Annotated in this window: 10 protein-coding genes; 2 read left to right on the forward strand and 8 right to left on the reverse strand. The window is 49.2% G+C overall.

The window, feature by feature from the left end:
• The first annotated feature begins 33 nt into the window (after positions 1-33).
• Positions 34-1,395 carry a magnesium transporter gene (gene mgtE / locus ACN0UY_RS06420; protein ID WP_417665851.1) on the forward strand — a complete coding sequence of 454 codons (1,362 nt, stop codon included), beginning with the start codon at positions 34-36 and terminating at the stop codon, positions 1,393-1,395.
• Here mgtE and pmbA read toward each other — a convergent pair.
• A complete protein-coding gene (gene pmbA, locus ACN0UY_RS06425; RefSeq protein ID WP_417665852.1) occupies positions 1,392-2,738 on the reverse strand; it encodes a metalloprotease PmbA in 1,347 nt (448 codons plus the stop codon). The two genes, mgtE and pmbA, sit on opposite strands and share 4 nt — an antisense overlap.
• Before the next feature lie 171 nt (positions 2,739-2,909).
• On the opposite strand from pmbA, the gene yjgA reads away from it, so the two are divergent.
• On the forward strand, positions 2,910-3,413 hold the full coding sequence (gene yjgA / locus ACN0UY_RS06430; protein ID WP_417665853.1) for a ribosome biogenesis factor YjgA: 504 nt from the start codon (positions 2,910-2,912) through the stop codon (positions 3,411-3,413).
• Here the strand turns inward: yjgA and tldD are convergent.
• Genes tldD through mreC form a run of 7 tightly spaced genes read right to left on the reverse strand, consistent with a single transcriptional unit; the run spans position 3,410 to position 12,954 of the window.
• The gene (gene tldD / locus ACN0UY_RS06435) at positions 3,410-4,855 is read right to left on the reverse strand and encodes a metalloprotease TldD (protein ID WP_417665854.1); all 1,446 of its coding nucleotides are present in this window, start codon (positions 4,853-4,855) and stop codon (positions 3,410-3,412) included. The two genes, yjgA and tldD, sit on opposite strands and share 4 nt — an antisense overlap.
• Positions 4,830-5,711, reverse strand: coding sequence for a carbon-nitrogen hydrolase family protein (locus ACN0UY_RS06440; protein WP_417665855.1), 882 nt, complete (start codon positions 5,709-5,711; stop codon positions 4,830-4,832). The genes tldD and ACN0UY_RS06440 overlap by 26 nt, the downstream gene beginning before the upstream one ends.
• The gene (locus ACN0UY_RS06445; RefSeq protein ID WP_417665856.1) at positions 5,605-9,576 is read right to left on the reverse strand and encodes a YhdP family protein; all 3,972 of its coding nucleotides are present in this window, start codon (positions 9,574-9,576) and stop codon (positions 5,605-5,607) included. The genes ACN0UY_RS06440 and ACN0UY_RS06445 overlap by 107 nt, the downstream gene beginning before the upstream one ends.
• Before the next feature lie 2 nt (positions 9,577-9,578).
• A complete protein-coding gene (gene rng / locus ACN0UY_RS06450; protein ID WP_417665857.1) occupies positions 9,579-11,048 on the reverse strand; it encodes a ribonuclease G in 1,470 nt (489 codons plus the stop codon).
• Positions 11,045-11,620 (reverse strand): Maf family protein, encoded by a 576-nt coding sequence (locus tag ACN0UY_RS06455; RefSeq protein WP_417665858.1) that lies wholly within the window; start codon positions 11,618-11,620, stop codon positions 11,045-11,047. The genes rng and ACN0UY_RS06455 overlap by 4 nt, the downstream gene beginning before the upstream one ends.
• Positions 11,610-12,092 carry a rod shape-determining protein MreD gene (gene mreD / locus ACN0UY_RS06460; RefSeq protein WP_417665859.1) on the reverse strand — a complete coding sequence of 161 codons (483 nt, stop codon included), beginning with the start codon at positions 12,090-12,092 and terminating at the stop codon, positions 11,610-11,612. Before mreD ends, ACN0UY_RS06455 begins: the two co-directional genes overlap by 11 nt.
• On the reverse strand, positions 12,082-12,954 hold the full coding sequence (gene mreC, locus ACN0UY_RS06465; protein WP_417665860.1) for a rod shape-determining protein MreC: 873 nt from the start codon (positions 12,952-12,954) through the stop codon (positions 12,082-12,084). Before mreC ends, mreD begins: the two co-directional genes overlap by 11 nt.
• Between the last annotated feature and the right edge of the window lie 8 nt (positions 12,955-12,962).

Here is a 12,962-nt window from a genome sequence, read left to right on the forward strand (position 1 = left end):
GGTAAACTTCTCATATTACTGGGAGTTTATCGTATGCTAGCCGAAGTTGCCGACAAAGAATTTGCCGAACAACGCATTCAGGAAGTTTCTGAATCGTTAGTCCGTGGCATGTATGTGCAGGCACGGCGACAACTGCATAATCTTCCAGCATGGGATGTTGCACTCCTACTCGAATCTTCCCCCCCTAAAGCACGTGCCATTATTTGGCAGTTGGTAGATGCCGAAGAGCATGGTGATATTCTTGAAGAGCTTTCCGAAGAAGTTCAAAAATCAGTTATCCGCCAAATGGCGCCTGAGAAGCTCGCGGCCGCTACCGAGGGCATGGATACCGATGACCTTGCTTATGTTCTTCGTGGCCTTCCTGAGCAGGTCTATCAAGAAGTTCTAAAGTCAATGGACGAGCAAGATCGGCACCGTGCCGAGCAAGCGCTCTCCTACGCCGAAGAAACTGCTGGCGGTATGATGAATACCGATACCATCACCTTGCGCCCTGACGTAAGCATCGACGTGGTATTGCGTTATTTGCGCCTAAAAGGCGAGCTCCCTGAAGCAACCGATAAATTGTACGTGGTGGATCGTGATGACAAATTCATTGGCGAAATTGGAATTACGCGGCTACTAACCGTTGACCCAGCTAAATACGTCAACGAAGTCATGGATCAAGACATTCAGGGCATTCCTGTTGAAATGGATGAAACTGAAGTCGCAAAACTGTTTGAACGCCAGGATTGGATATCAGCACCGGTTATTGATGCTGAAAACCGCCTTCTCGGTCGTATCACCATTGATGACGTGGTAGATATTATCCGGGAAGACGCACAGCATTCCATGTTGAGCATGGCCGGTTTAGACGACGATGAAGATACCTTCGCACCTGTCTTAAAAAGTACTCGCCGCCGCAGCATTTGGTTGGGTGTGAATTTGCTGACCGCGCTGCTCGCCGCAGCCGTTAGCTCCATGTTTGAGGATATTTTGGCACAGATGGCGATTCTTGCCATCCTCAACACCATTGTGCCAAGCATGGGTGGAATTGCGGGCTCACAGACACTCACCTTGGTTATTCGTGGTATGGCGCTTGGACATATTGGCGCCAGCAACCAACGCTGGTTAATTGGCAAAGAATTAGCGATTGGTGCACTAAATGGTGTGATTTGGGCTGTGCTGATTGCAGGTGTGATTGCGATTTGGAAACAAGATTTAGTTATAGGCGGTATCATTGCATTCGCGATGATGGCGAACTTGCTCGCGGCTGGCCTGGCAGGCGTTACCGTACCGCTGATTTTGAAGAAGTTCAATATTGACCCAGCCCTTGCGGGCGGGGTCATTCTAACTACTGTGACCGACGTGGTCGGTATTTTCGCATTCTTAGGTACGGCAACCCTACTGCTCGGTTAAACACCGGCAATACGCATTTCCTCTAACAATACCGAGCCGGTACGCACGCCATGACGCATGTCCACATCACCGGCAATTGCCACAATATTCTGCAACATATCTTTTAAGTTACCCGCAATTGTAATTTCTTCTACCGGATACTGTATTTCGCCGTTTTCAATCCAAAAGCCTGCAGCGCCACGCGAATAGTCGCCGTTAACGATGTTTACGCCTTGCCCCATCAGTTCTGTAACCAATAACCCCGTACCCATCCGCTTACACAGCGCGGCGAGGTCGTCCACTTGGGTATTTACTTCCCAGGTGTGAATTCCGCCAGCATGGCCTGTTGGCTGCATATTTAATTTGCGCGCCGAATAACTGGTTAACAGATAGGTTTGCAAAACACCGTCAGCAACGATTTCACGGTCACGGGTGGCAAGGCCCTCATGATCAAACGGGCTGCTAGCCAATGCACCAGCTAAGTGCGGGCGCTCTGTAATGGTTAGCCACTCAGGAAGTACTTGTTTGCCTAGATGGTCCACTAAGAAACTCGATTTACGGTACAGGCTACCACCGCTAATACCCGCGACTAAGTGGCCAAACAAGCTATTCGCAACGTCAGCACGAAAAATGACAGGTACTTTGGCGGTCGCTATTTTCTTAGAATCTAAACGTGAAATGGTCGCTTCTACCGCGTCTTTGGCCACATATTCAGGCGACCACAAGTCGTCCCGATTGCGTGCAACAGTGTAGCTATAGTCACGCTGCATGGCATCGCCACTTTTTGCAATCAACGCACAGCTTAAACTATGGCGCGACTGTAAATACCCAGCAACAAACCCATGGCTATTGCCATACACACGATAGCCAACATGGCTGCTATAACCTGCTCCGTCGGAGTTTACGATGCGTGGATCAAGCTGCAAGGCATGTTGTTCACACGCAAGTGCTTGTTCTAGGGCAAATTCCGCACTCTGGTCGGCTGGGTGACACAAGTCCAAATCAGGAATTTCGGTGGCCATTAGCTCGCCTGGGGCAAGGCCAGCATATGGGTCAGGCGACGTGAACCGCGCAATGTCATTTGCTTTTTCAACAGCTGCACGAATCGCCTTAGCGGTTAAATCGGTGGTTGATGCTGAGCCTTTTTGCTGACCACGAAACACTGTGATTCCAAGTGCGCCATCTTGATTGAACTCAACAGTCTCAACTTCTCCCAGACGCGTGCCTACGTTGATTCCACTGCTGCGGCTAATTGCGCATTCAGAAGCACTCACACCAAGTTTATTGGCATACTTGATGGCATCCGCTACGGCTTCTTCAACGTCGTGAAGTTCGATACTTAGTTCTTTGATATCCGGAATCATTACTTCTCCTTTAAAACTTAGAGCGATATTAGCTATTGGATATTAGATATTGGTTAAAAACCAAGAGCCGGAAATATCCAATCTAATATCCAATAGCTAATAACTAATATCGTTTTTGTATTTATAACTCGTGTTCAGGTACAATTCGCTCGAAAACACAGAGGCGACCCCATGACCGAACTTGAGCACGACGACGATCTTGTCAGTAAATCAGAACTAAAACGCGCAGCCGAAGCTCAACAGCGACTCGGTGAGCAACTTGTTACCTTGTCAGAAGGTAAGCTTGCTAAAATTCCACTCGACGAAGAGTTACTCGACGCGATTCATCTGGCTCAGCGCATTCGCAACACGCGTGAAGGTTACCGTCGTCAATTGCAGCTTATCGGTAAAATGATGCGCCATCGCGACACAGCGCCGATAGAGCAAGCATTAGCTGAGTTGGAAGATGCCCACAACGAACAAAGTGCATTGTTCCACCAGCTTGAAAAGTATCGTGACAGTATTTTAGCCCGCGGTGACGAAGCAATTCAGCAGTTTATAGATAGCTATCCGAATGCTGATCGCCAAAAATTACGTCAGTTTTATCGCCAAGCGAATAAGCAAGCGCAGCAAGGTAAATCACCGGCTGCTGCGCGCGAATTATTCAAATATTTACGTGAGGTGGTCACCCTTTAGTCGGTGCCACCCACTGTTAATGCATCTAATTTAAGCGTGGGTTGGCCAACGCCAACCGGCACACTTTGGCCGTCTTTACCACACACACCCACACCTTGGTCGAGCTCTAAATCATGGCCAACCATAGAAACTTGACGCATCGCATCTGGCCCATTACCGATGAGCGTAGCACCTTTAATTGGTGCCGTAATTTTACCGTCTTCAATTAAGTAGGCTTCTGATGCCGAGAATACAAATTTTCCCGACGTGATATCTACTTGACCGCCGGCAAAGTGAGGCGCGTAAATACCACGTTTCACGCTGCCAATAATCTCTTGCGGATCATGTTCACCGGCTAGCATATAGGTGTTCGTCATACGTGGCATTGGCAGGTGCGCGTAACTTTCACGGCGCCCGTTACCGGTTGGGCTCACACCCATTAGTCGCGCATTCATTTTATCTTGCATGTAGCCAACTAAACGGCCTTTTTCAATCAACACGTTATAACCAGCTTCGGTACCTTCATCGTCAATAGCAAGCGACCCGCGACGGTCATTGATGGTGCCATCGTCAACAATGGTACACAGCTCAGAAGCAACCATTTCACCTATTTTACCAGCATAGGCGGAAGCACCTTTGCGGTTAAAGTCACCTTCCAGACCGTGCCCAACCGCCTCGTGCAGCAACACCCCCGGCCAACCTGCGCCAAGCACAACTGGCATAGTTCCCGCTGGTGCGGGCCGAGCTTCAAGGTTCACCAAAGCTTGTCGAACCGCTTCGTCAGCAAATGTTTGCCAACGCGGCTTTTCACCCATGGGCTGGGCAAAGTAATGGTAGTCAACGCGCGCGCCGCCACCTGCACTGCCCCGCTCACGGCGACCATTGTGTTCCACTAATACTGTACAATTCACCCGCACTAACGGGCGAATGTCGGTCGCAAAGGTACCATCCGTTGCCGCCACAAGCACTTCGTCGTAGCTACCGCTAATGCTAGCAATCACTTCGACCACACGAGAGTCCAAACTGCGTGCATAGGCGTCAATTTCACGCAACAGATCAATCTTTGCTTGTTCATTTAGGCTCGCCAACGGGTTCACCGCGGCATAGCGCTCAGCATGTGGCACCTGGGTAAATGCACAAACTTGCTTGTTGGCACCAGCCAAACTGATACCGCGAGCAGCCGCAGCCGCTTTCTGAAGCGCGTGCGGCGAAATATCATCCGCATAAGCAAACCCTGTTTTCTCGCCATGTATGGCTCGCACGCCGAGGCCTGCTTCGATATGGAAGCTGCCTTCTTTGACGATGCCGTCTTCGAGCACCCAAGATTCGTTAATACTGCTTTGCAGATAGATATCCGCAAAATCGATATCACCTGTATATAAGGTTGCCAATGATGTATGCAAAGCATCACGGTCAAGACCATGATGCTTGAGGAGATTATCTTGTACGCTCTGTGCTTGCATGAAGAACCTTATTACTGCGTTTAAAATGGTCCGCTACCGGAATGTCTTGTCGAATTTTATCAATACCGCTGACCGACACGAGTGCCGTTGCCAAACTTGGTTGTGTTTGCTCTGTTTCAGCTAATATGCGGCCCCACGCATCAATTACAAGCGCGTGGCCGAACGTTTGACGACCATTCTCATGTTCGCCTGCTTGTGCGGCCGCAACCATAAAACATTGCTGCTCAATGGCTCGTGCGCGGGTCAACACGTGCCAATGCGCAGCACCCGTCACTTGCGTAAATGCTGAGGGCAACAGAAGAATGTCCGCGCCAGCGCTTCGCAATGCTCGAAACAGTTCAGGAAAGCGCACATCATAACATACCGCCAATCCCAATGTGCCAAACTCGGTGGCCACAGTGACCACCTCAGTGCCAGCTTCGGTCCAATTGGATTCCCTGTAGCTACGCGTGTTATCAGCAACGTCGACGTCGAACAGATGTATTTTATTATACCTAGCGACGCAGTCACCTTGCGGATTATAGACAAGACTTGCCGCGTAGAATTTATTGTCGTCGGGATGATTAATTAACGGAATGGTGCCACCGACCAACCAAACATTATAGCGGCGCGCAAGTTCAGAAAGCCCCTCTTGCATCGGCCCCTGATTTGGTAACTCTGCCAACTCGCGCTGACGTTGGTCGCCCGCCCCAAAACATAAGCAAGCCTCAGGCAAAACAACCAATTGCGGTCGGTGCGCGGGTAGCTGCTTAAGTAGCGTCTCGATTGTTTGAAGATTCTGACTCGGTTGTGGGCTGCTGGTCATTTGCAGCGCCGTCATTTGTACCTGCGTCAGGTTCTTTTGATTCTGTGTCATTGCGCACCTCCGGTGGAATTGGCGCGTCGCGACTGTCACGCGCAACTTCTTCAATGATCGGCTCGTCCATCGTGCCAGATATTTTATATTCGAGCCGGCTGATTACTTTAGCATCGTGCAACATACGATCAATGACCAAGGCTGCGAGACCAGAAGGCGGATTAATCATCCATGCCAAAATGACTGGTAAGCTGGAGGTAACTTTGGGCACAAACTGAAGATCATAGTTCAGCGTACGCGTCATCAAGTTGGTTTGTCCTTTAACTTCCATGTCACCCGCAGCACCATTGAGTTCGGTATTATTGGTGTTTACGATGCCATTTACGATGTTAAAGTCGCCACTAAAATTGGTATAAAACAATCCGTTTGCAAACACATCACGAAAATCAAAGCGTAACTTGCGCAGAATGCTGTCGAGACTTAGTAATGAAAATAGTCGTGCGCCGCGGTCACTCACTTCATTGAGATACCCCTGCCCTAGCCGCCAACCAACGGTGCCATTGAGTGATGCTGCATCAAAATTCTGCGGCGCCCCCAAATAGCTTAAATCAAACGTGATTCTGGCTTCGCTGTCACGCACCATTGAGGTGAATTCATAGTTCTCAAGAAACTCACCAAAGTCAGGCGATGTAAACTCACCGAAAATCCGAGTTTGCGGGTGTTGCGTGCTCGTTTCGAGTGCCCAACTACCTTCTGCGGTAATGGTATGATTTCTATGTTGTGCCTTAAAGTTAACGAGCTTTAACAGGTTGCTTTCGCCACTTAAATGTAAATCCACCTCCCCCAATTCATAGGGCCCATAGCGGCAACGTTTACATTGCAGATAAATATCCGGCAAGTGGTTAAAGTCTTTAGGTGATTTTGCAATTTTATCGGCGACCGTACTTGCGTCATCAAGAACCTTCGCAGCTGAATTGCTGGTTCCTAGCTCTATGAACTCTGCATTCAATCGCAGTTGAGCTTTATTCGCCTTAACCTCCGCGGTTGCGCGCGTCGCAGGCACGAATAACGCATCGCTGAGCATTTGCGCCGATTCAATCCGCGCATTCCAACCACGCTCGGCAGGCCAAGCGACCATAACGAGATCAGTTAACTGGTTGTTCCTAAAATAGACTCGCGGACTAATTAGCTGAATATAATCTGGCTGCAATAAACTGGCCAGTTGTGTTTCATCAGCACCTTCTGGAATGAGCTGCTGGAGCTGTTCATAGGCGGTAGACCATTGCTCAACATCAGCTTCGGGAAGATTCACGTCAACGGTGAAAACTGGGTTCAGCCGAACTACATTCGGGTTAGGTGACTGACTGAACGATGGCCCGACACGCGCGTAGCCCGTTTGGAGTTGCTCGCCCTTACCATCAAATTGCAGTTCGACGAGCACGTCCTCACCCACTTCAGCATTTACTAAAATGCTGTCTTGGCTACCGGAAACCAATAATTCGAGTTCTTGTGACTGCCCTGTCTCTTTATTTAGAGGCACAGGAGCATTGACTGCGACACCATCAAGATTAGCCGTTTGCTGCCAACGAAACGAATAACCACCTTGTTTGGGTAGACTTAAGTTAAACGTTGCATTCCAGGGCATTTGCCCCGCAACAAGTGGGGCGAATTTCTGCAACGCCCAGTTTCCTTCGGCCGTTACATCAACAAAATAATCGTTCTCGCGCTGGCTACTATTTAGCGTTATTGCTACAGGGAAGTCGCGCCACTGCATTGAGAGTTGTTCTGCCGTTATTACATCATTGCGAAAATCCACGCGACCGCTAACCTCGGTAAACGTCTCTTTAAGGCTGCGCACCGTAAGATCGTTGCCTTGCAACTCGGCAAAACCCTCAGCAATGACTTGCGCATCTTTCTTAAGTGGTATTGTCAGTTGCAGTTGACTGGTTAACGGGCCACGCAACTGCAGTTCCGCAAAGGTAGCGCCTAAACTGTTTGCTAACGGGCTATCATCAAATACAGGCTTAAGTTCTTTCGCGTTCCCGGCAATATCAGCCTGAATATCTAAATACGCATTTTCCCCAGCCAAGATATCCGGCAATATCACATCAGCACGGTTTATTTGTACATTACCGAGTTGACCGTTCTCAGCGACAATATGCATGCGCTCATTACGGAAATTGATCACTGCATTGGCGTCATAAACCGGACGCCAATTCGGTTGGAATTTATAGTTGAGCCCACTTAAACGCGCTCGCGCTTCAAACGCACCCTGTTTGTCGTGATATGGGAAACGCTTCAAATCACCGCGCCACACCATGGCAATTTCTTGCGCTTGCCCGCCTTGAATAGCAACCGACAAATATTCATGCAATTTATCACCCATGACAACGGGTAAACTATTACGCAGGGTTTCAGCCGAAATGGGTGCGTCGTTTAAACTGCGCGCTAAGGCGTTTACATAGATTGAATCTTCCGTAGGCTGAAGCGTTGCAGCCAGCCCAATCGGAAACCCCTCCAAATGCAACTCGCTGGTCGGATCGACCCGTAACTGCCAATCCCCATCGCCGTACCAAGAGAAATCGCCAGACATTGCTAATTTCGGCAACGCCCAAGGGGCATCATAGTCTAATGCCACACTATTAAACGCTGCGTTAACACCATCAAGCCGCCACGCCACGCGTTCACCAGAGCCGTACAGTCGCAAATTAACATTCGACAGCCCTGGTACACCACCAAATTGCCCCCAACTTAGCGCTTCACCGCTGGCTGACCAACGCATAGGCCCTTTTAATTGGTTCTCGAACACCACATCAATCACCCCCTGAGCGTCGCGGTCAGCAAGCTCATTGCTCACCGCGGCACCTTGGCTACCAAGCAAGTTGAGTAACTCCAACATCGGTGGTAGTGGAATATCATTCGCACTAATTGCTGTGTTTGTCGGGGTTTGCTCCCAGCTAAATGTAGGGAGTACCCAGCTACGCTGGTTATGCTCAATAGTTATCGGATTTGAATTTACTCGCCAGCCATCTTCATACGGGCGCAACTTCAGCTCCCCGCCAGGCACCCGCAGTTGGTGAGTTTGCTCTCCCACCTGCCACACTAAGGCTTGTTCACCGAGCTGTAACAGGCCGTCGGTGAATTGATTTTGCTGAAAGTTTAACCAGAGTTTGTAGTTAAACTCGGCGTTTTTAATTTGTGTATCAATAACTTGCTGCTGAACCCAAGGTGTAATATTTAACTTATGAGCAGCAACATAAACTTGCCCATTCAGGGCGCGTGCATCACTACCTTGCACATCAATGATGACATCGAGGGTATTATCGGAAACATCTGAAAATACGAGCTTGCCTACACCTTGGTGGCGTTTGTTTTGGTTGTTCCAGCGCAGTTCCTGAATATCAATGGCGCGAGTTACCCCAATTAAATTAACCAGTTCAAGCGTACTTTCGGTTACCTGAATATAGTCGAGCTGATTCAACAACAATGAAGTTAAGTTGTCCGACAACCTCAAGTCGGTTGCATCATCACTGCCGTAGCTGTCGCGCAGGTCATAATGCAGTCGCATGGCGTCCAATTGCACCCGTTCAAACTGAAGACTAACTGTGCTGGCACTGCTCCAAAAGTTGATATGTACTCTGGCTTCGCCAATTTCAACACGGGTGGCCTTGGTCGCATCGGGGCGCACTACAAGCTCATGCAATATTAATTCAGGGCCTGTACGACTCCAATCCGCGCTTATTTGCGCAAGGCTTACTTCAATGGCATAGCGGTTACTTAGAAAGGTTTCTACCTGTTGGGTTACGTCTGGTAACTGCGGTAATAGATACCGTAAACCACTAATGAATAGCGCAAACAGCACCAGCACTACTGCGATACTATACAGTAGGGTTCTGTAGATAAACCCGAATGCCTGACGCGCCATAGTTACATCATTACCACATCAAACTGCTCTTGATTGTACAAAGGTTCAACCAGTACTTTGACTTGTTTTCCTATGAACACTTCAAGTTCAGCCAGAGCATGTGATTCCTCGTTAAGCAGCATTTCAGTGACCGCTGCCGATGCATAGACCACAAAATGATCCGCTGCATAGGCACGGTTAACCCGCACAATTTCGCGCATTACCTCATAACACACGGTTTCAATGGTCTTCATAGATCCGCGTCCGCCGCATACCGGGCACTCTGAGCACAGCACGTGCTCCAGACTCTCCCGGGTGCGTTTTCGCGTCATCTCAACCAAACCCAATGAAGTGAAACCATTGATTGAGGTCTTCGCGCGGTCTTTGCCTAGCGCCTGCTCGAGGCTGTGAAGCACACGCCGGCGATGATCCGCGTTTTGCATATCTATAAAATCGATAATAATAATGCCGCCAAGATTGCGCAGCCGCAGTTGTCGCGCAATGGCTTGTGTCGCCTCGGTGTTGGTATTAAAAATTGTTTCTTCCAGATTACGGTGCCCAACGAAACCACCAGTATTAATATCAATGGTGGTCATGGCCTCAGTTTGGTCGATAATAATGGAACCGCCGGACTTTAATTCAACCTTGCGGTCGAGCGCGCGTTGAACTTCATTTTCGACATCAAATAAATCGAATATCGGCCGTTCGCCACTGTAGTATTCCAACGCATCACTGAGCTCCGGAATAAATTCTTTCACAAACTCGTTAAGCAAGTCATAAGTAACCCGCGAATCAACACGAATGCGTTCAATTTGTTCACCGACAAAGTCGCGCAATATGCGACACGATAGGTTTAAATCTTCGTAAACCAAGCCTATTTTGCGCATGCCTTTACGGCGCGCTTGAATGGTGTCCCATAAGCGTCGCAAAAATTTAGCATCACGCTGCAGTTCATCATCCGCAGCACCTTCTGCAGCGGTGCGCACAATAAAACCGCTGTCGCCGTCGCAATAAGGCATCGCGGCTTTTTTTAAGCGGTCGCGCTCTTGCTCATCTTCAATGCGCTGCGAAATGCCCACATGCGGAGATTGCGGCATTAAAACCATGTAGCGTGATGGAATAGTGATATCCGTGGTTAGGCGTGCGCCTTTGGTGCCAAGAGGGTCTTTCACCACTTGCACCAAAATCTGCTGCCCTGGCCGCACGAGTTGTGCAATATCCGCCGTCGGTAATGTACCGCGCGCGATGTCTTCGGCTTGCTCCAGCTGCGTGACAATATCCGATGCATGCAAAAAAGCAGCTTTGTCTAAGCCGATATCAATAAAAGCTGCCTGCATACCAGGCAACACGCGTGAAACCTTGCCTACGTAGATATTTCCAACAAGCCCGCGTTTGGCTTGCCGCTCAATATGTATTTCTTGCAAAATTCCGTTTTCAATTAAAGCAACCCGAGTTTCTGTGGGCGTGACGTTCATCAATATTTCTGCACTCATGCGCGCCCCTCAATGGTTTGTATTAACTGTTCGGTTTCGTACATGGGTAATCCCACCACAGCGAAATAGCTACCTTCTAGATGCGTCACAAATTTAGACGCCCGCCCTTGAATACCATAGCCACCAGCTTTGTCCTGCGGTTCGCCACTGTGCCAGTAAGCTTCAATTTCAGCTTCCGACAGGGTTTTAAAGGTAACATTGGCGCAACTTACTACCGTGTCTTCAATGGCATTGAGCACGCCAGCAACGGCCGTCACGGCCTGATGTGTTTTACCCGAAAGCATCTTCATCATGCGCACAAAATGTTGATAGTCATGCGGTTTCTCGAGCACTAGGTTGTCACACATCACTATGGTATCGGCACCGAGCACTAACGTGTCTGCATCACAAAGCTGTGCACCTGCATGTGCTTTACTTAGCGCCAAGCGCTGCACATAAGCTAACGGCGTTTCATGCGGTTGAATCTGCTCAGGAACCTGCGGCCGCACCACAGAGAAGGGCCGGTCTAATAGCTGCAACAATTCAAACCGGCGTGGTGAGCCCGATGCCAGTGCTAGTGTCTTAGCGGACAAGATAATGCCTCCGGTACTTACGTAAAATCAAATACACCCAGGGCCAAGCTATGGCTGACGAAATCACTGGATATAAGTAAGAGCCATGAAACATTGCATCGTTCAATACATGTTCAAGTTCATAGACCAACACCCGCTTTACCAAAACCAACACTGCCACGATTAAAGCCTGTTGGGTAAATGAGTAATTACGAATACGTTGAAAGTGTCGAATAGCAGGATACGCCATAATTAATAGCGCAGTGGCATAAATACCGAACACTGAGCCCATCAAAATGTCAGCAATCAACCCGAGAATAAGTACGGTACCCATACCCACCCGGTGCGGTAATGCCATGACCCAATAAATAATCACCAGGCTTAACCAATCTGGTCGCCAAGCTTCTAAAAACGCGGGCATTGGCATAACCATGAGCACTAAAGCCACTAGGTAACTCACTAAGAGCGGCAGCAATCCAGATTTAATCCACATTATCTGCACCCTCTTTTTCATCATAAACCGGTTGTTCTGTTGCGCTGCTTGGCCACAGCAACAACACCGTTCGAATGCGATCTAATTGCGCAAAGGGTTGTGCCACCACGCGCGCATATTGTAAACGTTCGTCACGATCAAACTCGATGATTTCTGCGACCGGATACCCCTCAGGAAATACCCCACCCAAGCCGGACGACATCAACTTATCGCCAACTTCAAGTTCACTTGAGTGCGGTATAAATAAAAGTTCAAGCCGCTGCAGGTCGCCGGTACCACGTGCCAGTACGCGAATGTCGTTACGTTCTGCACGCAGAGAAATAGCATGGCTTTGATCAGAAATGAGTAATACGCGCGCAGTACCACGGCCGACACTTAAAATTTGTCCCACAATGCCACGGTTATCGAGCACCGGCTGGCCTTCGTAAACGCCGTTAGCGCTGCCCTTGTTAATGACCACTTGATGGGAAAACGGGTCAGTTGCCACTGCCACCACTTCGGCGGCCATGCGACGACTTGTCTCTCGCACTTCCGAGTCTAGCAATTGCCGTAACCGATCGTTCTCGTTTTCTAAAAAGTTTAAACGTTGAACAGCCATTTGCAGTTCTTGCAGCTCTTGTTTTAGAGCCTTATTTTCTTCGCGCAACGTGGTGCGCGTTGTCGACAAATAAACCAGACGGTCCAGCACTTCTTCAGGCAACACAGCGAGGTATTGAACGGGAGCAACAAGGGTAGATAAAAACGAACGCACCGGCTGCATGGTATTCAGCCGGTGGTCTAAGAACATCACTGTGGCAGCGCAGATAAGCGCCAGCACCAGTCTTGTAAGAAGGCTGGGCCCTCGATCAAATAGCGACTTCATGATGTCGC

This window comes from Pseudidiomarina sp., from assembly GCF_048268165.1.
In the GTDB taxonomy this organism is placed as follows: Bacteria; Pseudomonadota; Gammaproteobacteria; order Enterobacterales; family Alteromonadaceae; genus Pseudidiomarina.